A 22963-nucleotide genomic window follows, 5' to 3' on the forward strand; every position below is an offset into this window, starting at 1 on the left:
ATGAGTTACGACCGAGTCCGGGCGGTCGACGAGGAGGTCGGCGATGCGCTCGCGGGTGAGCGTCAGCGGCAGCGCGATACGCTGGCGATGATCGCGAGCGAGAATCACGTCAGCGAAGCCGTCCTCGCCGCACAGGGGAGCGAGCTCACGAACAAGTACGCCGAGGGGTACCCCGGCGAGCGCTACTACGGCGGGTGCGAGTACGCCGACGACATCGAGCGGCTCGCCATCGAGCGCGCGAAGGAGCTCTGGGGGGCCGAGCACGTCAACGTCCAGCCCCACTCGGGGTCGTCGTCGAACATGGCCGTCTACCTCGCCGTCCTCGAACCCGGGGACAAGATCCTCTCCCTCGATCTGACGCACGGCGGGCACCTCTCGCACGGGCACGACGCCAACTTCGCGGGGCAGCTCTACGACGTCACCCACTACGAGGTCGGCGCCGAGACCGGGCGCCTCGACTACGACTCGCTCGCGCGAAAGGCCGAGGAGACCGAACCCGACATCATCGTCTCCGGCTTCTCCGCCTACCCCCGACAGGTCGACTGGGAGGCGATCCAGGAGGCCGCGGACGCCGTCGGCGCCTACCACATGGCCGACATCGCGCACATCACGGGGCTCGTCGCCGCCGGCGAACACCCGAGTCCGGTCGGCGTCGCGGACTTCGTCACCGGCAGTACGCACAAGACGATCCGCGCGGGTCGCGGCGGCCTGATCATGTGCGACGAGGAGTACGCGGACGCCATCGACACCGCGGTCTTCCCCGGGTTGCAGGGCGGCCCCCTCATGCACAACGTCGCCGGGAAGGCCGTCGGCTTCGCGGAGGCCCTCGAACCCGAGTACAAGGAGTACGCGGCGCAGGTCGTGAAGAACGCCGAAGTGCTCGGCGAGACGCTCATGGAGAACGGCTTCTCGCTCGTCTCCGGCGGTACCGACACCCACCTCGTCCTCGCGGACCTCCGCGACTCCCACCCGGACACGACGGGGAGCGAGGCCGAGGCGGCTCTCGCCGAGGTCGGGATCGTCCTGAACGGGAACACGGTCCCCGGCGAGACGCGCTCCGCGTTCAACCCCTCGGGCATCCGCGCCGGCACGCCCGCGCTCACCACGCGCGGCTTCGAGGAGGCGGAGATGCGCCGGGTCGGTGACCTCATCACGCGCGTCGTCGACAACATCGGCGACGAGGAGGTCTACGCGGACGTCGCCGCCGAGGTCCAGGAGCTCTGCGACGCGCACCCGATCTACGAGTAGGACGCGACCCGATCCCGGGTCCCGCCCGGAGCCGGGGCGCCGTCACGCGCTCAGTCGTCGCCGAGCGCGACCTCGCGTCGGACCTCGTCGGCGAGACGCGCCGCGTGTTCGAGGCGGAGGTCCCGTGCGTCGGCGCGGGAGACGGGCCCGCGATCGTCCATCTCGTGCGTCGTCGGTTCGTAGGCCTCGACGTCGAATCCCATTCGTTCGAGGTACGACGTGACCGCGGTGGAGTCGAGGCCGTCCTCGATGGCAGCGTCGACGTAGCCGAGCACGACGTCGAACTCGGGGAGGACGATCTCCTCGTCCCCGACACGCCCGGCGTCGCCCTCGATGCTGACCTCGACGTCGCGGACGCGCTCCGTGATCGACGCGAGCCGGTCGGCGAGGCGGACGACGTCGGCCGGCCGCGCGGCGTCCGGCGAGCGCCACTCGACGGTCCCGAACTCCGAGCGTAACTGCACGGGCGTCCAGACGACGCTCTCCGGATCGAAACAGCGCTCGACGACGCGCCGGTCGACCCCGGCGTCGGCGGCGGCGTGGACGAAGTCCTCGTACCGGCGTTCGAGGCGGCGGCGCCACTCGGCGCGGTCCTCGACGTACGGCCAGAGCCACCCCTGATGGGGGACGTCAGCGTACGCGAGACGCCGGTAGAGCTTCGAGCGCGCGCCGGCGGCGAGTCGCTGGCCGCGGAAATACGGTGCGGAGTTACAGAGCGCGAGCGCCGGATCGAGGGCGACGAACGTGTTCAACTGTTCGATCGTGCGTTCCGGGAGCTGCTCGACGTGGACGTGCGTCCCCGCGCAGTGCCGGACGTACTCGAAATCGTCGCCGACGACGAGGTTCTGAACGCGCGTTCGCTCGCCCGCGTGTTCGGCGATCTCCTCCTGATGGATCGGCGTCGCGAGCGGAACGAGGCGTTTTCCGCGCTCCTCGCCGCGGCGGACGACGCGGCCGACGCGGTCGTAGAGCTCCTCGCGGAGGTCGGCGGTCGTCGCGTGCGGCGTCGTCTTGACTTCGAGCAGCGGCTCGACGAACTCGCGCTCGACGCCCGGCGCGGCGTCGACGAGGTCGTCGGGCTCGACGAGCCGACCGTCGTCGTCGACGACCCAGTACTCGACTTCGATGCTCCGTCGGATCGGTTCGTTGGCTGTTGACACGGTCGTTCGGGTGGCGTCACGGGTGGCCGTTCGAGCGATTCTGGGTGTGGTGTGTCACCGTACCACAATTTCGGTTTATCGCTCGGGTACAAGAATCTTTTCCGAACTTAGACGATCGAACGTCCACTCGATCGGACGATAGCCATCCGATCGTCACTCGGACAGGTGGTCGATGGCCTCGCGTGCCGCTTCTTCGTCGGCCTCGTCACCGTCGCGGGCGTATCTGCCGGTCGCGCGTGCGGCGGTGACGAGGCGGTCGGCCGTGGCGGGCGGGACGTCGCCGTCGAGGGCGTGGATCCGCCGGACGTGGTCGTCGAGCGACGCGAGGAGGTCGTTCGCCGCCGGGCGCTCGGGGCCGGCGTCGAGGAACCGCCGGACGTCGGCGCGGTAGTCGTCGACGGCGTCCGCGTAGCCGTTCCCCCGCGCGGCCCGCATCGAGTCGGGGACGTCGCTCGCGTCCGGGCGCCCGCCCGTCGGCGCGCCGCGGAGGAGCGAGACGAAGTAGTACGCCTCCGCCTCCGAGTGGTCGAACGCGCGCGCGAACGCCGCAGCGACGTAGCGCAGTTCCCACGCCGCCAGGACGGTGTCGTCGAGGTCGCCGAGGTCGCCGGCCCGGATGAAGCCCCGCTCGTGGGTGTAGTCGCGGACGATATCGCGCGCCTCGCGCGCGGCCGCCCGATAGTCGTCGCGTCCCGCGGCGGCGATCGCGTCGTCGAGGACGAGCGTCGTCACTCCGTCCGTGTGCTCGCGGCGCTCGTCTTCGGTCGCGACGCTGCGGAGGTTCCCGCACGACGGACAGCGGACGGTTCCGGTCTCGTAGTACGACCACTGCGTCCCGCAGGCCGTACACTCGCGCTCCCCTCGGATCTCCATACGCGCACGTGGGCCGGCGCGCCGAAAAGGGTGTCCCGTCGCGCCGGCGAACGGTTCGCCGCGCCGGGTTCGCGCGAACGCTTTTGACCGCCGGGGGCGTAGCTAGTGAACGTATATGAAGAAATTGATCAACGACCCGACCGATTACGTCGACGAGATGCTGGACGGGATGGTCGCGGCGTATCCGGAACTCCGCCGACTCCCGGAGACCGAAGTCGTCGTCCGCACGGACGGTCCCCCGACGGACGAAGTCGCGGTGGTCAGCGGCGGCGGGAGCGGCCACGAACCGACGCACGCCGGCTACGTCGGCGACGGGATGCTCGCGGGCGCGGCCGCGGGTGCCGTGTTCACCTCCCCGACCGCCGACCAGCTCGCCGAGATGGTGCGGGAAACCGACGGCGGCCGCGGCGTCCTCTGCGTGGTGAAGAACTACGAGGGCGACGTGATGAACTTCGACACCGGCGCGGAGATGGCCGAACTCGACGGCGTCGAGGTCCAGCAGGTCGTCGTGGACGACGACGTCGCCGTCGAGGACTCCCTCTACACGAGCGGACGACGCGGCGTCTGTGGGACCGTCCTCGTCCACAAGTGCGCGGGCGCGAAGGCCGCCGAGGGCGCCGACCTCGACGAGGTCGCGCGCGTCGCCGAGAAAGTCGTCGACAACGTCGGGACGATGGGCGTCGCGCTCACCTCCTGCGTCACGCCCGAGAAGGGCGAGCCGACGTTCGAACTCGCCGAGGACGAGATCGAACTCGGAATCGGCATCCACGGCGAACCCGGCGTCGAGCGCACCGGGACGATGACGGCCGACGAGGTCGCCGACACCCTCCTCGACGCCGTCCTCGACGACCTCGGCGTCGGCTCCGGCGAGGAGGTCGTCACGATCGTCAACGGGATGGGCGGCACGCCCCTCTCCGAGCTCTACATCCTCCAGCGCCGCGTTACCGAGCGGCTCGACGCCGAGGGGATCGACGTCCACGACGCGTGGGTCGGCGACTACATGACCAGCCTCGACATGATGGGCTGTTCGGTGACGGTCTGTCGCGTCGACGACGAGCTGACGGACCTGCTCGACGCGCCCACCGAGACGCCGGCGCTCACCGTCCGCGAATGAGTGGGGAGGACACGGAGGCGCTGCTCGACGCGCTCGATCGGATCGACGCGCGCCTCCACGACGAACAGGCCTATCTCACCGACCTCGACTCGCGGGTCGGGGACGCCGACCACGGCAACAACCTCGCGCGCGGGATCAGCGCCGTGACGGAGAAGCGCGACGACCTCGCGGAGATGGAACTCGACGAGGCCGTCAAGACCGTCGGCACGACGCTCGTCTCCGAGGTGGGCGGCGCGGCCGGCCCCCTCTACGGCGGCTCGATCATGTCCGCCTCCCAGACCCTCGACGGCGGACTCGACGCGGAGAGCGCGCTCGCCTTCGCGGAGGCGTACCGCGAGAAGCTCACCGAGCGCGGGGGCGCGCGACCCGGCGACAAGACGATGGTAGATGCGGTGACGCCCGCCGTCCACACCTTCCAGCGCGCGATCGAGGAGGACGACCTCCCGCCGATCGACGCGCTGGCGAAGGCCGTCGACGCGGCGCGCCGCGGCGTCGCGTACACGGTCCCGCTGCGCGCCTCGAAGGGACGAGCCTCCTACCTCGGGCTACGCGCCGTCGGCCACCGCGACCCCGGCGCGACGAGCACGCTCTTCATCCTCGAAGAACTGCTGGCGACCGCGACGGACCGCGCCGGGGAGGCGTCGGTGACGGACGCGTACGCGGACGACGCGGTCGCCCGAGACGGGGCGAGCGAGACGCCCGCGGACGCGAACGCCGACGGGGCGGAGGACGCGTAGATGGTCGGGCTGCTCGTCGTCTCACACAGCGCGAAGGCGGCGTCGGGGATCGTCGAGATCGCCGCGGAGATGGCGTCGGACGTCCCCCTCGTCGCGGCCGGTGGCGACCCCGACGGCGGGATCGGGACGGACGCGGACGCGATCGCCGCGGGGCTCGACGGTGCGGACGACGGCGAGGGCGTCGTCGTCCTCGTCGATCTCGGGAGCGCGACGATGAACGCCGAACTCGCCATCGAGCTGTCGGACGCGGACGCGGTGCTCGCGGACGCGCCCGTGCTGGAAGGAACCGTCAACGCGGCGGTCCACGCCGCCGGCTCGAAGGCGACGCTCGACTCGACGCTCGCCGCCGCCGAGGAGGCCCGCGGAATGTCGAAGCTGTAAGCGGCCGACGCGGTCGCTCTCCGGATCTCGTTTTTCGAAAGGAAAGCGACGCGGAGCGTCGCTTACGGGTAAACGCAACGGAAGTGGTAGCGGCCGGCCGGGAACAGCCCGGCCGGCCGCTGCCGCCCTGAATTGGTCCCCGCTGACGCTTCGGCCCTCCAAAGCGAAGCGCCATCGGTATCCAGTATTCCCGTGCTAATAAGTATGTCGTCGTCCGAAGTTGACGTGCGCCGGCGAACGTGCGATCCGAAATAGGTCAATATATGAGGACGTGACTTCGGGCCGTCTAAGTACAGCAGAGTTATACAATAGGCGTACTAAACCCGTTTAGGGAGAACCAATATGAATGACCTGACAGGATTTCAGCGAGACCTCTTGTACGTCATCGCCGGGGGGGAGGAGCCACACGGGCTGGCGCTGAAGGAGGAACTGGAGGAGTATTACGAGAGCGAGGTCCACCACGGCCGACTCTACCCGAACCTCGACACGCTCGTCGAGAAGGGCCTCGTGGATAAGGGGCAACTCGATCAGCGGACGAACTACTACTCGCTCACCCGCCGCGGCCGACGCGAACTCGAAGCGCGCCGCGAGTGGGAGAACCGGTACGTCGACTTCTAAATTCGAGGGTCGTCGGCGTCCTACCAGAGGACGACCGGCCAGACGAACCGGAAGAGCGCGTAGATGAGGACGGTCAGCACCGCCGTCATCACGAGGTTGAGCACGACGCCCGCGCGCATCATGTGTTTCTGCTTCAGATAGCCGCTGCCGAAGACGATGGCGTTCGGCGGCGTCGCAACCGGGAGCGCGAACGCGAACGAGGCGGCGACCGCGCCGGAGACGGCGAGGAAGATGGCGGCCGCGTAATCCGCGAGGCCGAGCGTCGCCGCGAGCACGCCACCGAGGCTGATCAGGACGGGGACGATGATCGTCGCCGTCGCGGTGTTCGACGTCATCTCCGTCAGGAAGATCACGAGCAGCGTGACGATGAAGACGATGGCGACGATCGGCGCGCCCGTGAGGGCGTTGAACACCGACTCCGCGATCCACTTCGTCGCGCCCGTTTCGGCGAAGCCGGCGGCGAGCGAGAGGCCGCCGCCGAACAGCAGGATGGTCCCCCAGTCGATGTCCTCGAGCTCCTCCCACTCCATCGTGTCGAAGAGGACGAGCGCGGGGACCGCGTAGAGGCCGACCATCACGTAGTAGAGCAGGCCCTGGTGGCCGCTCGTCGTGCCGAACAGCGTCTCGCCGGAGCCGCCGAAGACCGTCGTGTACGTCACGGGGTTCATGTACGGCTGGAGGAAGTCCCCGAGACCGCCGAGCACCCAGAGGAACGCCGTCACGCCGAAGATGCCGGCGACGATCCGACCCTCGCGGGGGAGGTCACCTTCCTCACGGAGGTACGTCCGGGCCTCCTCGCGCGCGCCGCTCACGTCGTCGACGTCCGGCGGGAAGAGGACGTACGTGAGGACGAACCAGACGATCGGGAGCGTGATGACGACGATCGGGATGCCGATCAGGAGCCAGTCGAAGAAGGTGATCTCGTAGTTGAGGAGCTGCTGGAGCTGGCCGGCGACGATGGCGTTCGGCGGCGTCCCGATGAGGGTTCCGACGCCACCGACGGACGCGGCGTACGCGGTGCCGAGCAGCATCGAGACCTGAATGTTCGTGAACTCGCCGTCGTCCGTCTGCTCCATGAGTTCCTCGCGGCCGATGACCTGCGTGAGGACGCCGACGGCGATGGGCGCCATCATCGCGGACGTCGCGGTGTTGGAGACCCACATGGAGAAGAACGCCGTGGCGATCATCACGGCGGCGACGAGCTTCCGCGGCGAGGAGCCCATCGTCGCCATGAGCCAGAGGGCGACCCGACGGTCGATGTCGTACTTCTGGAGGCCGTTCGCCAGCATGAAGCCGGCGATGAACAGGAAGATGAGGTGGTCGGCGAACGGTGCGAGCGCGGCGTCGATGTCACCGTAGACACCGAACGCAGTGAGTAACACGGGAATCGAGAGCGCGGTGACGGCGAGCGGGAGCGCGCCGGTCACCCAGCAGATCCCGGCGAACACCATCGTGGCGATGGCGTACTGCCCGGCGATCGAGAGCCCCGCGGGCGTCGGTGCGAGCGCGACGAGGACGGTGGCGACCACCGCGATCCCGAAGACGGTGAATCGGCCGCGTGCGGTCGAGACGTCTGGGCGTATCATTGATACACGGCCACATTACGTACACCCCGTTTAATAATTATCGATGTCGGACGCCGCGATCAGAAGTGCGTCGCGATGGCCTCGATCTGGGCCGCCTCGAGCTCCACCGCGTAGAGGGCGAGGAGCGCGCGTCGCCGATCGCGGCTGAGCGAGCGGGCGCCCGACTCCAGCATCGAGACGTGTGCCTGTCGGATCCCGTCGAGCTCGCGCTCGACCGCGCGCTGGTCGTAGCCCGCCGCGACCCGGAGCAGTCGCCACGCCCGCGGGGAGATCGCGCCGGCGTCGACGTCGCACATTATCGGATGGCCGCCACCGACCCTCATAAGTCATCCGTCACGACCAAATCGGCGCCGCCCCTACGCGCGAGGCGTGCGCTCCCGCCTCGCTACCGCGATCGTCGGCCTCGTCGCCTCGCTCGCGCTCAGCGCCGCGATCTACTACGCCACCGGCTGGTTCGTCTTCTTCGTCGCGATCCCCTTCCTTCCGTTGCTCTTCCGCGGTCTCCGGGATCGGGACGCCGCCGAGACAGGGGACGGCCCGGCGATGCGCGCCTGCCCCGAGTGCGACTTTCGGACGACCGATCCGGACGTGCGCTACTGTCCGCGTGATGGGACAGCGCTCGACTAGTCGTCGTCGCTCGTTCCCCCTTGAGCCACGTCGTCGAGGGACGTTTGGACCGTCCCCGCGGTCGTCGTCGACGGGCCGACCGGCTCCGACTTGATCGGCGCGCCCGCGAGGAGTTCGGGGAGGACGAGGCGAACGAAGTGGACGATGAGGACGAGGAGCATCGGCCCGAGGAAGATGCCGTACCACCCGAAGAGGAGCGGCCCGAAGATGTACGCGAGCATCACCATCCCGAGATGGAGGTTCCGCCCGGAGACGTACGGGCGCAACACGAGGTCGGGGACGACGTCGACGATCACGAACGAGACGGCGACGTATAACGCGGGGAACCAGAACGTCTCCGGGCCAGCGGTCGCCGCACGGACGGCGAGGAGCACCGTGACGGGGACGTAGATGAGTTTGATCCCGACGACGGGAACGAGGCTCGCGATGCCCGTGAGGACGCCGAGGAGCGCGGGATACGGGACGCCGACGCCCGCCGGCGCGACGTAGTCGAGGAGACTGTACGAGATGGCACCGATGATCGCCGTGATGACCGCGTTGAGGATGTTACCGAAGAAGATGTTCGAGAAGTCCGTGTCGACGCGCTTGGCGTACGCGTGGACGACGCCCTCCGCGTCGTCGAAGCGCCGATGGAACCACGAGGCCAGACGCCCGTCGTCGCGCAGGAGGTAGAACGCGATGGTGAACATCACGAAGGTGTGGAGCGCGACGCTCCCGAAGAAGCCGAGATAGCCCTGTGCGGCCTTGATCGCTCCCTCGAGCGCCGCAAGGGTGTCCGAGGAGGAGAGGATGGACTGTGGGTCCCGGACGACGCTCGCCACGTCGACGTACGGCGCCACCACGGACTCCAACTGCTGGAAGCTGTCCGGATGTGCGGCGATGTAGCTGTTGAGCTCTTGGAGGCCGATCGCGGACGCGTAGGCGAGCAACAGGAGCGCGGGGAAGGCGAACACGAGTAAGCTCACCATGGCGGCGAGCGTCGGTGGGCGGATCCGCGTGCGGAGGCGCCGGTAGACCGGGCGGACCGCGTAGTAGACGAAGACTCCGAAGACGAACGTCCCGACGAACGAGTAGACGACGAACGCGAGGACGCCCACGAGAACCACGGCCATCGCCCACCAGCCGAGTCGCGCGCGACCGACTTCCCACGTCGTGCTCATGATTCCGACTCGGTGGGCCGGTGTCAAAAACCCACGTGCTCGCCGGAGCGCCCCGCCGAGACGCTACCGTTTTGCCCCGGCGCGTTCCCGGGATCGTATGGACCGGGACACCGCCGAACCGCGCGTCGATTCGTTCCCCGGCGACGCGGCCCGCGAGTGGGTCGCGCGCCACCACGAACACGCCGCGCCGAGCACCTACGTCTACGACTTCGTCTGGGACATCACCGAGGACGCCGTCGGCCCCTTCTGCACCGACGTGGACGGGAACGTCCTCCTCGACTTCACCGCGCACGTCGCGTCCGCCCCGCTCGGCTACAACAACCCGAAGATCCTCGATCGACTCGACGCCTTCGACCTCGTCGACCCGACGAAGATCGCCGGGCAGGACTTCTACGTCAGCGGCGGCGGGAGCGTCGACGACCCCGACGTCCCCGGGCCGACGCAGTTGATGGAGCGGCTCACCGACCTCACCGAACACTACGGCCTCGATACGGTCTTCCTCTCGAACTCGGGCGCGGAGGCCGTCGAGAACGCCATCAAGATCTGCTACGCGAAGCGCGGTCATCGCGCCGTCACCTTCGATGGGGGCTTCCACGGACGCACCCTCGGCGCGCTCTCGCTCAACCGCTCGAAGGCCGTCCACCGGACGGGCTACCCCGAGGTCCCGGGAGTCGTCAGCCTCCCCTACTGCACCTGCGAGGGCGAGTGCACCTGCGGGTGGGAGACCGACGGCCCGGGAGGGAACCGCCTCGCGGACATGCTCCACGCCGAGCGCGGCGTGATCGATCCCGACGAACTCGCGTACGTGATCCTCGAACCCCAGCAGGGCGAGGGCGGGTATCGCGTCCCGAGCGATGACTTCGCGCGCGACGTCGCGGCCGCGAGGGCCGAACACGGCTTCTACGTGATCAGCGACGAGATCCAGAGCGGCCTCGGGCGCACCGGCGAGCTGTGGGGGATCGACCACCTCGATCTCGACCCCGACGTCATCACGTCCGCGAAGGGACTCCGCGTGGGCGCGACGATCGCCGACGCGGACGTCTTCCCCGAGGAGACGGCGCGCCTCTCCTCGACGTGGGGCGCGGGGGACGTCCTCGCGGCCGCGCAGGGCGTTGCCACCATCGACGCCATCGAGGCCCACGACCTCCTGACGAACGTCCGCGAGCGCGGTCGGCAGTTCACCGAGCTACTCGCGGACCTCGACAGCGAGCACGTGACGGACGTCCGCGGCCGCGGCCTCATGCTCGCCGTCGAACTCGACACGAAGGAGCGCCGCGGCGCGCTGTTGCGCGCCTGTCTGGATCGCGGGCTCCTCACCATCGGCTGTGGCTACAAGACCCTGCGGCTCCTCCCGCCGCTCGACGCCACCGAGCGGGAGATCGAACTCGGGTTCTCGATCATCGACGCGGCGCTCGACGACCCGCGGGTCACGGGGGCCTGAACGCCCGTCCCGGGTCACTCCAGCGTCGGGTCGAAGGCGGCCCACTCGCGGGACTGATCCGGGAGACCGCGCGCGCGTAGCTCCGCACCGCCCTCGGCCTCCCGGACGTCGATCCGGCCCGTGCAGAACTGGGAGAGCGTGCTGATCGTCCGGTCGTCGTGCATCGACGGATCGACCAGGAAGACGCCGAGGCCGTCGACGCTGTCGATGCGGCCGACGAGCGTGTGGACGAAGCGCGAGACCGGCTGGAGCTCGCCGAAGGAGAGGAGCGTCGAGAGCGAGCAGATGCCCGTCCGCACGCCCTCGACGCCCGCCCGCTGGAACGACCGGTGGACGTCGGAGAACCGCATCCCGATGCCCGTGAGGTCGGACGGCCCGGAGACGGGCATGACGCGCGCCGGGAGGTCCGGGTCCTCGCCGCCGACGCAGTCGATGATCGCGGTGCGATCCGCCTCCATCTCGATACCGGCGCGCTCGCAGTCGCCGGCGAGGCGGCCCGCGCGGCGGTTCGTGGTGACGACGATGGTCGCCTCGTCGGTCGCGCCGGCGAGCATCCGGAGCGCGAGCGTCCGCGCCCCGCTGTGGGGCGATCCCGCGAGCAGGACGCTCGATCCGGGATCGACGTCCGCGAGCGGCAGCCCCTCGAAGTCGTACGCGCCGTCACGCATCGTCCTCACCCCCGTCGCCGTCGAGCCTGCGCCTGAGCTCCAACTGCTCCATCGCCTCGTCGGCGAGGAGCGCGAGCAGTTCGCGCTCGCGCGCGTCGAACGACCGCGGCTCGTCGTCGTAGACACAGAACGTTCCGATCGTTTGGCCGTCGGGCGTGACGAGCGACGCGCTCGCGTAGAACGCGATCCCCGCCGCGCGCACCCCCTCGTTCGTCTCGAAGCGCGCGTCCCCCCCGACGTCCTCGATGACGGTGACGTCGTCGTCGAGCATGGCGTACGTACAGACCGTATCCTCGCGGTCGATCGTCCCCATCGAGACGCCGTGACAGGAGAGGAAGCGCTGTTCGTGCGCGTCGATGAGGCCGATGGCGGCGGCGTCGAGATCGAAGAGCGCGGTCGCGATCTCGGTCAGTCGATCGAGCGAGGCGTCGAGCGCCGCCGGGTCGCCGGCGTACCGATCGAGCGCGTCGAGTCGGGCGTCCTCGTCGTCGGGGAGCGGGTACGCGGTCTGCGAGCGGAAGGCGAGCGTCTGTTCGAGGACGTCGCACAGCGCCTCGCGGGCGTCCGCCTCGTCCTTCGTGAGGTAGTCCGCGACGACGTCACCGAACGCCGCGGTGTCGATCGACTCGACCGGAGTCGACGTGAAGAGGACGCACGCGGCGTCGGGCGCGTGCTCTCGCACCGCGCGGACGACGTCGAGGCCCGTCCCCCCCGGCAGTTCGTACTCGGTGACGAGCGCGTCGAGCGTCGGCCCGTCGGGGTCGTCGAGGACGTCGCGCGCGTCGGCGATCGTTCCGGCCGTCACGACCTCGTACCCGGCGTCCGCGAGCGCGTCACGCGTCGCGGCCAGCGCGGTCGAGTCCGGATCGACGCAGAGTATCATCGGTCGCTCTTCGCCGCCAGGGCTGTTGAAGGGCGGGGCTAGTACTGATAGCGCCGACCCTCGTCGTCGTCCTGCGGGAACTCCTGTCGGCTGCCGGCCATCTCGTCGTAGCTCATCCCCGCGAGGTACTCGTCGTAGGTGGTGTCGTACGCGCTGCGGAGGGCGAAGTCGAGCTTGCCGCTCTGCACGTAGGAGTCGAAGAGCGCGTGGATCGCGCGCCGGACGAGCTCGTCCGCGTCCTCGGGGTCGAGGGCGGCGACGAGCATGGCGAGCTCGGTCCGGGACTCCCGGTCGAGGGCGAAATCGGCGTCTTTCAGCTCGCGGTTCGTCGACTGCACGTCGTCGACGAGGTCGTCGAGAGTCATACGCCGACCATCGCGCGGCGTCGGGAAGGCGATTGGGATTCGGACTCGGTCAGCGCTCGGTGCCGCCCTCGAAGGCCGAGCCGAACACCCGTCCGGTGAGGTCGGCCGGGGTGAGGCGGTAGTAGTCGAAGGCGAGCTCTGACGGCGGCGTCTCGGTGCTGACGTTCAGCGTCGGGACGGTGCCGTTCTCCGCGAGCGCCTCCGAGGCGCGAGGCGCGTCGCCGTCCGAGACGACGTCGAGGGGACCGCGGGCGACGACGCTCGCGGCCGGCGTCTCCGTGTACGCCGTGAACGTCGCCACGCCCGTCGACTCGACGAGCGCCATCTTCCGACTCCCCTCATCGTACACCAACTGGAAGTAGAGCGCATCGCCGTCGTAGCCGAACGATTCGGGGATGGCGTAGCTCTCGGCGCCGTCGGTGAGCGCGAGGACGCCGGACCCCCGCTCACGGAGGAACGCGTCGACTTCCTCGTCCGTCATCTCGTCGGCTGTCATACCCGATCCGTGGCTCGTCTCGGCTATATGGGTTGTGAACCCGATCCAGTCGTCCGATTTCGACGGTGGGCCGGTCCCGCCGTGCGCCGGGCGTCGCCGCGTCCCGTGTCGTCAGCCTAAAGCGCGCGCCGCCCGACGGGCGGGTATGAGCGATGCGGACGCGACGGCGGACGGGGGCGGCGGTGGCGACGACCCGCGGGTCCACCTCCCGGCGGACGTCGAGGCCGTCCGCGACGCCCTCGTCTCGTGGTACGAGGACGACCACCGCTCGTTCCCGTGGCGCGAGACGACCGACGCCTACGAAATACTCGTCTCCGAGGTGATGAGTCAACAGACCCAACTCGACCGCGTCGAGACGGCGTGGCACGAGTTCCTCGATCGGTGGCCGACCGTCCGCGATCTCGCGGCCGCGGAGCGCAGCGACGTCGTCGGGTTCTGGACCGGCCACTCGCTCGGCTACAACAACCGCGCGCGCTACCTCCACGAGGCCGCCGAGCAGGTCGTGACGGAGTACGACGGGGCGTTCCCCGAGGAGCCCGACGAACTGGAGGAGCTGATGGGCGTCGGGCCGTACACCGCGAACGCGGTCGCGTCGTTCGCGTTCGACAACGGAAACGCCGTCGTGGACACGAACGTCAAGCGCGTGCTCTATCGGGCCTTCGACGTCCCGGACGACGACGAGGCGTTCGCCGCCGTCGCGGGCGCGCTGATGCCCGCGGGCGAGTCGCGGGTCTGGAACAACGCGATGATGGAACTCGGCGGCGTGGCCTGCGAGAAGGCCCCCTCGTGCGACGAGGTCGGTTGTCCGTGGCGGCGGTGGTGTCACGCCTACGAGACCGGGGACTTCACCGCGCCGGACGTGCCCACCCAGCCCGAGTTCGAGGGGTCGCGCCGACAGATGCGCGGCCGGGTGGTCAAGGCGCTCTCGAACCACGACGAACTCGCCCTCGACGACCTCGGCCCGAAGGTGCGCGTCGATTACACGCCGGAGGGAGAGCACGGCCGCGAGTGGCTGCGCGGCCTCGTCGCCGACCTCGCCGACGACGGCCTCGCGGCGCTCGACGAGCGCGACGGCGAGCCGGTGGCGCGACTCCGCTGACCACTGCCGATCCGCGGTCGCCGTGGGCGTTCGCGGGCGCGTCCGACGCGCGCGGTTTCGACAGTCGTTTAGGGGCGGGGGACTTTTCACCGCTAAATGGGTTCGTGTATCATTTGCGGCGCCTCCACGGACGGATACATCTGCGAGACGCACGAGGAGGACGTCGTCTTCGAGTTCCGCGGTTCCACGCCCGAACAGCTCACGCCGGGTCGCTTCTACGAGGGTCACGTCGACGGCTTCGCCGAGTTCGGCGTCTTCGTCGACATCGGCGATAACGTCACCGGTCTGCTCCACAAGAGCGAGATCCCCCAGCGCCTCGATGCGCTCGACTGGGAGTCCGGCGACACCGTCTACGTCGAGGTCGAGGACGTCCACGGCAACGGGAACGTCGACCTCGCGTGGTCGATTCGCCAGTCCGAACGCGAGTTCCGCGGGCTGCTCGTCGACGATCCGGACGCACCGACGAACGCCGAACTCCCCGAGGACGAGGGCGACGCGCCGCCCGCGGCGTCCGAGCCGGACGCCGAGGAAGAGGAGGAGGCCGCTGAGAGCGCGAGTCGCGGCGAGCGCGAGCCGTCGACGGACGAGCACGAGCGCGACGCCGCGGAGGCGGACGAGTCGGCGAACGCGGGCGGAAACGAGGCCGAAGCGGCGGAAACGAACGCCGAATCGGACACCGAGCCGTCGGCGGACGAGGGGACAGACGCGGGTGAGGAATCGAACGCGACCGAGGGGACGAACGCGGGCGAAGAGGCGGAGCCCGAGGACGTCGTTCGCGTCCCGATCGACGCCCTCGACGCCGAAGTCGGCGAGGTCGTGGCCGTCGAAGCCGAGGTCACGGGCGTCCGTCAGACGTCCGGTCCGACGGTCTTCGAGCTGACCGACGAGACCGGCACCGTCGACGCCGCGGCGTTCGTCGAGGCCGGCGTCCGCGCCTATCCGGAGGTCGAGGCGGGCGACGTCGTCCGTCTCGTCGGCGAGGTCGAGCGCCACCACGGCGAGCTCCAACTGGAGACCGAGGACCTCGACGTGCTCACGGGCTCGGAGGCGAGCGCGGTCCACGAGCGCCGCGAGGCCGAGGTCACGGAGCGCGCGACGCCCGACGACGAGACGCTGCTCGTGCAGGACACGGCGGTCGACGTCGTGCACGACGACCTCGTCGACGCCGCGACGGAGATCCGCCGGGCGATCATCCAGTCCCGCCCGGTCATCGTCCGTCACACCGCGGACGTCGAGGGGTACGTCGGCGGGGCCGCCATCGAGCGCGCCGTCCTCCCGCTCGTCCGCGCCGAGCACACCGCGAGCGACGCCGAGTACCACTACGTCGACCGCCGGCCGCTCGACGACGGCTTCTACACGCTCGACGACGCGACGAAGGACGTCACGTCGATGCTGCAGGCCGCGGATCGCCACGACGAGAAACACCCGCTGTTCGTCCTCGTCGGCACGGGGAGCACGCGCGAGTCCACGGACGGGCTCGGTCTCCTCGCGCAGTACGACGCGCCGACGGTCGCCCTCGACGGCGGCTACGCGGACGGCGAGGCCGCGGACGCCGCTGGCGTCCTCGTCTCCCCGACGCAGCACGGCGAGGACCCGGTCTCGACGGGCGTGCTCGCCACGCACCTCGCCGGCATCGTGAACGGCGAGGTCCGCGGCGACCTCGCGCACCTCCCCGCGGTCCCGTTCTGGTCGGACACGCCGGACGTCTACGCCGAACTGGCCGCCGAAGCGGGCTACGACCGCGACACCGTCGAGAACGTCCGTGACGCCCTCGCGCTGGAGGCCTTCTACCAGGCCTACGAGGACAAACGCGAGATCGTCATCGACCTCCTCTGGGACGAGGCCCACACCGGTCTCGTCGGCCACGTCGGCGAGCAGTTCCGCGAGAAGCTCGCGACGGAGTTCGAGACGGCCGAACCCCACCTCGACGCGCGCGACGTCGCCGGCGACGTGACGATCGAGGTCCTCGACGTCGATCGGTACACGCACCGCTACGACTTCCCGCCCGTCGCGCTGCTGCTCGACGCCCTCTACCGGGAGCGCGCCGACGGCGCGTACATCCTCGTGGGTGCGGACAGCGACGAGCTCCGCGTGCGCTCGACCGGCGACGTCGACGTGCGCGCGGTCGGCGAGACGCTCGCGGCGGACCTGCCCGAGGCCGGCGTCGTGCCACGGGGCGCTCAGGACGGCCGTATCGAGTTCCTCAGCGGCGAGCGCGACGCCGTCGTCGACGCCGCCGTCGAGGCGCTCGCCGAGCAGTCGGACTGACGCCGCACCGCCGCGGTCGCTCAACGATACGTTTTTGCGTCGTGGTCGGCTGATTCACGTCCAATGAGTAGCGAGGCCGAGAGCGGCGAGGACGAGGCGTTCGCCGCGGCCTGCGAGGACCTCGTCGCGCGCATCCTCTCGGGCGACGTCGGACAGGGCGACGTGGAGAGCGCGAAGCTCGACGTCTGCTCCGAGCACTCGGTCGCGCGGGTCCCGAAACACACGGACCTGCTCGATCACGCCCCCGAGGGGCGCCGCGAGGAACTGGAGGAAGTCCTCCAGCGCAAGCCCGTGCGCACGGCGTCCGGCGTCGCGCCGGTCGCGGTGATGACGAGCCCGCACCTCTGTCCCCACGGGAAGTGTCTCTACTGTCCGGGCGGCCCCGCGAGCGAGTTCGGGAGCGCGCAGTCCTACACGGGCCACGAACCCGCGGCGGCGCGCGGCGAGCAGAACGACTACGACCCCTACGGGCAGGTGACGCTGCGGCTCAATCAGCTCCGCGAGATCGGCCACCCCGTCGATAAGGTGGAGCTGATCGTCATGGGCGGGACGATGACGGCCCGCAGCCACGACTACCAGGAGTGGTTCGTGAAGCGCTGTCTCGAGGCGCTGAACGATCACGACCTCGACGCCGAACCCGCGCCCGCCGAGGGGGTCTCGTTCGCCCAGGACCCCGACGAGTACGCGTTCAGCTATCTGGAGGACGTCAAGACGGCGAACGAGTTCGGGGACATCCGCAACATCGGGACGACCTTCGAGACGAAGCCGGACTGGTGCGACCCCGAGCAGGTGGACCGGATGCTCGACCTCGGCGGGACGAAAGTCGAGGTCGGCGTCCAGACGACCTACGAACGCATCAACCGGGAGATGCACCGCGGCCACGGGAATCAGGCCTCCATCGACGCGAACCGCAACCTCCGGAACGCGGCGTTCAAGGTCGGCTTCCACATGATGCCCGGCCAGCCCGGGATGACCGAGCGGATGGTGGAAGAGGACTTCCGGCAGCTCTTCGAGAGCCCCGAGTGGCGCCCGGACTACCTGAAGATCTACCCGACGCTCGTCGTGCGCGGCACGAGGGTGTACGACCAGTGGCGCCGCGACGACTTCGAGCCCCTCCAGAACGAGCAGGCCGCCGAGCTCGTCGCGCGCGTGATGAAGGACCTCCCGCGCTACGTGCGCCTCCAGCGCGTCCAGCGCGACATCCCCGCGGACTTCATCGACGCGGGCGTCTGGAAGTCGAACCTCCGACAGCTTGCGTGGCAGAAGATGGACGAGCACGGCTGGGAGTGCTCGTGCATCCGCTGTCGCGAGGTCGGGATGAACGACGCGGAGCCCGAGACCGTCGAGATGGGGACGATCGAGTACGAGGCCGCCGGCGGGACGGAGCAGTTCATCAGCTTCGAGGACTTCGAGCAGGACTTGCTGGTGGGCTTCGCGCGTCTGCGTTTCCCGGGCGAGACGGCGCGCCGCGAGCTGGAGGACGCCGCGCTCCTGCGCGAACTCCACGTCTACGGTGACGCGGTGAGCGTCGGTGAGGCGAGCGGCGAGGGCGACCAGCAACACCGCGGCTACGGCCGCCGCCTGATGCGCGAGGCCGAGGAACGCGCCCGCGACGCCGGCTACGAGACGCTCGCGGTCATCTCCGGGATCGGCGCGCGCCAGTACTACAAGCGCAAGCTCGGCTACCACCAGGACGGGCCGTACGTGGTGAAGGAGCTCTAAACCGCACCAGCGGTCCCGGCCGCGAGCGTCGCGAGCGATTGGCGAACACGACGGCACCGTCCGCCGCGGACCGCCCGCCGTCGCGTTTCGCACGGCGGTCCGCGACCGCTCTCAGGTCACGGGAGGCGCGTTGTCCGGCGGTGGGGCATAAACCCGCGTCCGGCCCGCTTCGTCCGCTCCGTTCGATTCGTCCTACGTCGCTGGCTCGCCCGGTCCGTTCGGGTAGTCTGATCCCCCCGCGTCGTCGCTTCCAGCGGGTCGACTCAGAGCACGCCGCCCGGCGTGACGTCCTCGGGGACGCCGTGCGGGGCGGTGAGCGGCGTCACGGAGACTTCGTCGTCGACGCAGACGCGCCGATCGGTCCCCTCGGGGTCGGGGACGTCGCGTTCGAGGAACTCGGCCCAGAAGCGGTCCTCGACATCGATGCCGGCGCCGGTGACGGTCGCTTCGAGCTCGTACTCCTCGGAGGGACGGGTGACGCGTCGGACGGGCGCCGTGGCCTGATCGCTGGCGGGCGCGTTGACGCTGAGGTAGTCGGCGCTCGGGAGGACGTCGCCGGCGGCGAACGCCGGGACGAGGTCGGCGGCGACCTCCGCGGCGAGGTCGAACGTCTCCGTGGTGGGCTCCCAGTCGGGATCGGTGAGGTCCCAGTCGTACATCGAGAGCGCGACGGCCGGCACGTCGAGGAAGCCCGCCTCCATCGCGGCGCCGACGGTCCCGGAGCGCCCGAGGACGTGGGCGCCGAGGTTCGGCCCGTCGTTACAGCCGGAGACGACGACGTCGGGTTCGAGCCCGATCGCGGCGAGGCCGACCGCCACGCAGTCGGCGGGCGTCCCCTCGACGGCGTAGCCGCGCGCGTGGTCGTGGTACTCGACGGGGCCGGCGGTGCGCGTCTGCCCGGTCCCCGACTGCTGGCCGGCAGGTGCGACGACCGTGACGTCGTGGTCGGCGTCGAGGCGATCACGGAGGCGTTCGAGGCCCGGCGCGTCGATGCCGTCGTCGTTCGTGAGGAGGACGGAGAGGGTGCTCACGGCGACCCGTACCGGACGCCCGCGCTAAGCCGTTCCGGTGGTTTGCCTACGTGTCTCACGGGAGATCAGCGCGTCAGGGCTCGCTCGCGTCGGCCTGCGGGCGGAGGATGGCGTTGACGGCCTCGACGGCTGGAACGTCGACGTTCCGCTCGCGGGCGCGCCGGACGGCGCTCCCGTGGAGGGCGTCGAGTTCCATGCGCTTGCCGTGGGTGAGGTCGTAGTGGAGACTGGAGTAGTTCTCGTCGTTGTCCATCGACGTCATCGCATCGAGCCACTTCGTCACGGGGTCCCACTCGAAGCGGACGCCCTCCGCGTGGGCGACGGCGACGACCTCCTCCATGACGCGCCGATAGAGCGCCCACGTCTCGTCCGTGTCGTTGATGACGCCGAACGGCTGGCGCGTGGCGGCGGTGAGGCCCGCCTGCGCGCAGATGAGCGCGAACTTGTCCCAGAGCGTCGCGTGGACGCTGTCGGTGTAATCGGCGCGCATTCCCGCCGCCGCCTCGCAGGCGTCGAGGAAGTCGTCCGCGAGTGCGGGCCGATCGGGAACCGGCCCGTCGACGTCGTGGTACTGCCCGAAGATGACGCGACCGGGGCCGCCGGTGTGTTCGACGACGCCGGGGCTCGCGATCGTGCTGAAGATGTACGTGACGCCGCCCCAGACGCGCTCGGTGCCGACGACGTCCGCGAGGACGTCCTCGTTGTCGACGCCGTTCTGCAGGGAGAGGACCGCGGAGTCCGGGCGGAGCATCGCGTCGAGCGACGCCGCGGCGTCCGCGGTGTCGTAGGACTTCACGCAGAAGAGCACGAGGTCGACCTCACCGACGGCCGCGGGGTCGTCCGTCGCGGGACAGTCGACCTCGAAGTCGCCGGCGACGCTCTCGACCGCGAGCCCCTCCGTGCGGAGGGCGTCGAGGTGCTCGCCGCGCGCGATGAAGGTGACGTCGTGCCCCTGCTGGGCGAGGCGGCCGCCGTAGTACGCGCCGACGCCGCCCGCGCCGTAGACTGCGATCTCCATGACGGAGCCGTCGGGGCCGGACGGCATAGAAGTACGGGAGTCGGCGTCGATCGTCGCGTGACGGCACGCCCCTCGACGCCGCGCTCGCTCTCGTCGCGGTCCCTGCGGGCCCGCGTAGACCGCAGTACAAAAGGGGACCACCGCGCTAGTGGGCGTATCATGGACGAGAAGCGGGAACTGACGAGCATCGACCTCGTCGCCCTCACGGCCGAGCTGAACGGCTACGCGGGCGCGGTGGTCGACAAGGCCTATCTCTACGGCGACGACCTCGTCCGCCTCAAGATGCGGGACTTCGACGAGGGACGCGTCGAACTCCTCGTCGAGGTCGGGGAGACCAAGCGCGCGAACGTCGCGCGCCCCGAGCACGTACCGAACGCGCCCGGGCGACCACCGAACTTCGCCAAGATGCTTCGGAACCGGCTCTCGGGTGCGAACCTCCACGAGGTGCGCCAGCACGGCTTCGATCGCATCCTCGAGTTCGAGTTCCGCCGCGAGGACCAGGACACCACCATCGTCGCCGAACTGTTCGGCGACGGCAACATCGCGGTGCTCGATCAGAACGGCGAGGTCGTCGACAGCCTCGAAACCGTCCGCCTGAAGTCCCGCACGGTCGCGCCCGGGAGCCAGTACGGCTTCCCGAAGTCGCGGGTGAACCCCCTCGAACTCGACTACGAGGGGTTCGCAGAGCGGATGCGCCAATCGGACACCGACCTCGTGCGGACGGTCGCGACGCAGCTCAACTTCGGCGGGCTCTACGGCGAGGAGCTCTGTACGCGCGCCGGCGTCGAGAAGACGAAGGACATCGAGGACGCGGGCGAGGCGGAGTTCGAGGCGATCTACGACGCCATGGAGCGCCTGCTCGACGACGTGAAAGCCGGGCGCACCGACCCCCGCGTCTACTACGAGTGGGAAACGGCGGACGGCGGTGAGGGTGACGACGAGGCGGCCGAGAAGGGGCGTCGCGTCGACGTGACGCCGCTGCCCTTGGAGGAGCGCGCCGACCTCCCCGCGGAGGCGTTCGACTCGTTCAACGCCGCGCTCGACGACTACTTCACGAACCTCGAAACGGAGGCCGACGAGGGATCCGAGGAGACGACGAGCAAGCCCGCCTTCGAGGAGGAGATCGCCAAGCGAAAACGCATCATCGAGCAGCAGGAGGGCGCGATCTCGAACTTCGAGGAGCAGGCCGAGGAGGAACGCGAGAAGGCCGAACTGCTCTACGAGCGCTACGATCTCGTCGACGACGTGCTCTCGACGGTCCGCGAGGCGCTCGCCGCGGGCTACGGCTGGGACGACGTCGAAGAGCGATTCGAAGAGGGCAAAGAACAGGGGATCGAGGCGGCCGAGCACGTCGCCGGCGTCGACCCCGAGAACGGCCTCGTCCGCCTCCGCCTCGGCGGCCACGCGATCGGCCTCGATCCCGACGCGGGCGTCGAGAAGAACGCCGACGCGCTCTACCGCGAGGCCAAGCGCGTCGAGGAGAAAAAGGAGGGCGCACTCGCGGCCATCGAGAACACCCGCGAGGAACTCGAAGACTGGCAGGCGCGCCGCGAGGCGTGGAGCGAGGAGGAACGCGAAGAGGAGGAGCCCGAAGAGGAGGAACCCGAGGACATCGACTGGCTCTCGCGGGCGTCGATCCCGGTGCGCAAGCAGGAGCAGTGGTACGATCGCTTCCGGTGGTTCCGCACGTCCGACGGCTTCCTCGTCATCGGCGGCCGGAACGCCGATCAGAACGAGGAGATCGTGGAGAAGTACATGGACGGCTACGACCGCTTCTTCCACGCGCAGGCCCACGGCGGTCCCGTGACGGTGCTCAAGACCTCCGCGCCGAGCGAGCCCTCCCAAGACATCGAGGTGCCCGAGTCCTCGTTGGAGGAGGCCGCGCAGTTCGCCGTCACGTACTCCTCGGTGTGGAAGGACGGCCGGGGCGCCGGCGACGCCTACATGGTGATGCCGGAGCAGGTCTCGAAGACCGCGGAGTCCGGCGAGTACCTCTCGAAGGGCGGCTTCACGATCCGCGGTGACCGGACGTACTTCGAGAACACGCCCGTCGGCTGTGCGGTGGGTATCACCTGCGAGCCCTCGACGCGCGTCGTCGGCGGCCCACCGTCGGCCATCGAGGGACGGGCGGAGACGACCGTCGCGCTCGAACCCGGGAAGTTCGCGCAGGGCGACGCGGCCAAGCGCGTGTACAGGACGTTCCGCGAGCGCTTCGCGGACGAGTCCTTCGTCCGCAAGGTGGCCTCGCCCGACGAGATCCAGAAGTTCATGCCGCCGGGCGGGAGCCGCATCGCGGAGGAATAGGCGACCCCGATGGGGTCGCCAGTTACCAAGCGGGGAACGGAGTGCCCCCGCGAGGAGTCGGTCGCAACCGAGCGCGAGCGAGGGCGCGACCGAACACCCGAGCGGGGAGTGACGCGACCCGCGAGAGGGAGGACGAACGCGCCGGAACGGACCCCACGTTTTTC

22 protein-coding genes are annotated in these 22963 nt (G+C 69.8%); 11 read left to right on the top strand and 11 right to left on the bottom strand.

The genetic code is table 11. The features are described 5' to 3' along the window. Positions 1–1248 (top strand): serine hydroxymethyltransferase, encoded by a 1248-nt coding sequence (glyA, locus tag J2754_RS04535; RefSeq protein ID WP_211086783.1) that lies wholly within the window; start codon positions 1–3, stop codon positions 1246–1248. A 50-nt stretch (positions 1249–1298) separates the two neighbouring features. Here the strand turns inward: glyA and J2754_RS04540 are convergent, their stop codons facing one another. Together J2754_RS04540 and J2754_RS04545 are read right to left on the bottom strand one after the other, a co-directional pair. Next, entirely contained in the window at positions 1299–2408 is a 1110-nt protein-coding gene (locus J2754_RS04540; RefSeq protein WP_211086784.1) for a glutamate-cysteine ligase family protein, read from the bottom strand. 153 nt (positions 2409–2561) lie between these two features. Next, positions 2562–3281, bottom strand: coding sequence for a TFIIB-type zinc ribbon-containing protein (locus J2754_RS04545; protein WP_211086785.1), 720 nt, complete (start codon positions 3279–3281; stop codon positions 2562–2564). Positions 3282–3396: 115 nt separating this feature from the next. Between J2754_RS04545 and dhaK the strand changes: the two genes are divergently transcribed. From dhaK to J2754_RS04565, 4 genes are all read left to right on the top strand, one after another. Next, positions 3397–4395 carry a dihydroxyacetone kinase subunit DhaK gene (dhaK, locus tag J2754_RS04550; RefSeq protein WP_188878116.1) on the top strand — a complete coding sequence of 333 codons (999 nt, stop codon included), beginning with the start codon at positions 3397–3399 and terminating at the stop codon, positions 4393–4395. Then, on the top strand, positions 4392–5132 hold the full coding sequence (gene dhaL / locus J2754_RS04555) for a dihydroxyacetone kinase subunit DhaL (protein ID WP_188878117.1): 741 nt from the start codon (positions 4392–4394) through the stop codon (positions 5130–5132). Before dhaK ends, dhaL begins: the two co-directional genes overlap by 4 nt. Then, positions 5133–5513, top strand: a complete 381-nt coding sequence (gene dhaM, locus J2754_RS04560; RefSeq protein ID WP_188878118.1) for a dihydroxyacetone kinase phosphoryl donor subunit DhaM — start codon at positions 5133–5135, stop codon at positions 5511–5513. It abuts the gene before it with no gap. A gap of 342 nt (positions 5514–5855) precedes the next feature. Next, entirely contained in the window at positions 5856–6131 is a 276-nt protein-coding gene (locus tag J2754_RS04565) for a PadR family transcriptional regulator (RefSeq protein WP_188878119.1), read from the top strand. 20 nt (positions 6132–6151) lie between these two features. On the opposite strand, the gene J2754_RS04570 is transcribed toward J2754_RS04565, so the two are convergent. Continuing rightward, complete coding sequence (locus tag J2754_RS04570) at positions 6152–7717, bottom strand: SLC13 family permease (protein ID WP_188878120.1); 1566 nt, start codon at positions 7715–7717, stop codon at positions 6152–6154. 59 nt (positions 7718–7776) lie between these two features. Next, the gene (locus J2754_RS04575) at positions 7777–8013 is read right to left on the bottom strand and encodes a helix-turn-helix domain-containing protein (protein WP_211086786.1); all 237 of its coding nucleotides are present in this window, start codon (positions 8011–8013) and stop codon (positions 7777–7779) included. A 73-nt stretch (positions 8014–8086) separates the two neighbouring features. On the opposite strand from J2754_RS04575, the gene J2754_RS04580 reads away from it, so the two are divergent. Then, a complete protein-coding gene (locus J2754_RS04580; protein WP_188878122.1) occupies positions 8087–8344 on the top strand; it encodes a hypothetical protein in 258 nt (85 codons plus the stop codon). On the opposite strand, the gene J2754_RS04585 is transcribed toward J2754_RS04580, so the two are convergent. Further along, complete coding sequence (locus J2754_RS04585) at positions 8341–9504, bottom strand: AI-2E family transporter (RefSeq protein ID WP_211086787.1); 1164 nt, start codon at positions 9502–9504, stop codon at positions 8341–8343. The genes J2754_RS04580 and J2754_RS04585 overlap by 4 nt on opposite strands. Before the next feature lie 97 nt (positions 9505–9601). Between J2754_RS04585 and J2754_RS04590 the strand changes: the two genes are divergently transcribed. After that, complete coding sequence (locus tag J2754_RS04590) at positions 9602–10945, top strand: class-III pyridoxal-phosphate-dependent aminotransferase (protein WP_211086788.1); 1344 nt, start codon at positions 9602–9604, stop codon at positions 10943–10945. Positions 10946–10959: 14 nt separating this feature from the next. Here J2754_RS04590 and J2754_RS04595 read toward each other — a convergent pair whose 3' ends face one another. From J2754_RS04595 to J2754_RS04610, 4 genes are read right to left on the bottom strand one after another with little or no spacing between them, the layout of a single operon-like run. After that, positions 10960–11613, bottom strand: a complete 654-nt coding sequence (locus J2754_RS04595) for a DUF7504 family protein (protein WP_211086789.1) — start codon at positions 11611–11613, stop codon at positions 10960–10962. Continuing rightward, a complete protein-coding gene (locus J2754_RS04600; protein WP_188878128.1) occupies positions 11606–12496 on the bottom strand; it encodes a GAF domain-containing protein in 891 nt (296 codons plus the stop codon). Before J2754_RS04600 ends, J2754_RS04595 begins: the two co-directional genes overlap by 8 nt. Before the next feature lie 38 nt (positions 12497–12534). Further along, positions 12535–12861, bottom strand: coding sequence for a ribbon-helix-helix protein (locus tag J2754_RS04605; protein ID WP_188878129.1), 327 nt, complete (start codon positions 12859–12861; stop codon positions 12535–12537). A 49-nt stretch (positions 12862–12910) separates the two neighbouring features. Beyond that, a complete protein-coding gene (locus J2754_RS04610; protein WP_188878130.1) occupies positions 12911–13357 on the bottom strand; it encodes a pyridoxamine 5'-phosphate oxidase family protein in 447 nt (148 codons plus the stop codon). 145 nt (positions 13358–13502) lie between these two features. On the opposite strand from J2754_RS04610, the gene J2754_RS04615 reads away from it, so the two are divergent. The 3 genes from J2754_RS04615 to J2754_RS04625 all read left to right on the top strand — a co-directional run bounded on the left by J2754_RS04615 (position 13503) and on the right by J2754_RS04625 (position 18446). Further along, entirely contained in the window at positions 13503–14456 is a 954-nt protein-coding gene (locus J2754_RS04615; protein WP_188878132.1) for an A/G-specific adenine glycosylase, read from the top strand. Between the two features lie 96 nt (positions 14457–14552). Next, positions 14553–16724, top strand: coding sequence for an OB-fold nucleic acid binding domain-containing protein (locus tag J2754_RS04620; RefSeq protein WP_211086790.1), 2172 nt, complete (start codon positions 14553–14555; stop codon positions 16722–16724). Positions 16725–16787: 63 nt separating this feature from the next. Further along, positions 16788–18446: a tRNA uridine(34) 5-carboxymethylaminomethyl modification radical SAM/GNAT enzyme Elp3 gene (locus J2754_RS04625; protein WP_188878135.1), complete on the top strand. Its 1659-nt coding sequence runs from the start codon at positions 16788–16790 to the stop codon at positions 18444–18446. Positions 18447–18709: 263 nt separating this feature from the next. Here J2754_RS04625 and surE read toward each other — a convergent pair whose 3' ends face one another. Together surE and J2754_RS04635 are read right to left on the bottom strand one after the other, a co-directional pair. After that, positions 18710–19477, bottom strand: coding sequence for a 5'/3'-nucleotidase SurE (gene surE / locus J2754_RS04630; protein WP_211086791.1), 768 nt, complete (start codon positions 19475–19477; stop codon positions 18710–18712). 73 nt (positions 19478–19550) lie between these two features. Next, the gene (locus J2754_RS04635; RefSeq protein WP_211086792.1) at positions 19551–20495 is read right to left on the bottom strand and encodes a ketopantoate reductase family protein; all 945 of its coding nucleotides are present in this window, start codon (positions 20493–20495) and stop codon (positions 19551–19553) included. 159 nt (positions 20496–20654) lie between these two features. On the opposite strand from J2754_RS04635, the gene rqcH reads away from it, so the two are divergent. Further along, on the top strand, positions 20655–22799 hold the full coding sequence (rqcH, locus tag J2754_RS04640) for a ribosome rescue protein RqcH (protein ID WP_211086793.1): 2145 nt from the start codon (positions 20655–20657) through the stop codon (positions 22797–22799). Positions 22800–22963 lie beyond the last annotated feature (164 nt).

It is taken from the genome of Halarchaeum nitratireducens (assembly GCF_017874695.1).
GTDB lineage: Archaea > Halobacteriota > Halobacteria > Halobacteriales > Halobacteriaceae > Halarchaeum > Halarchaeum nitratireducens.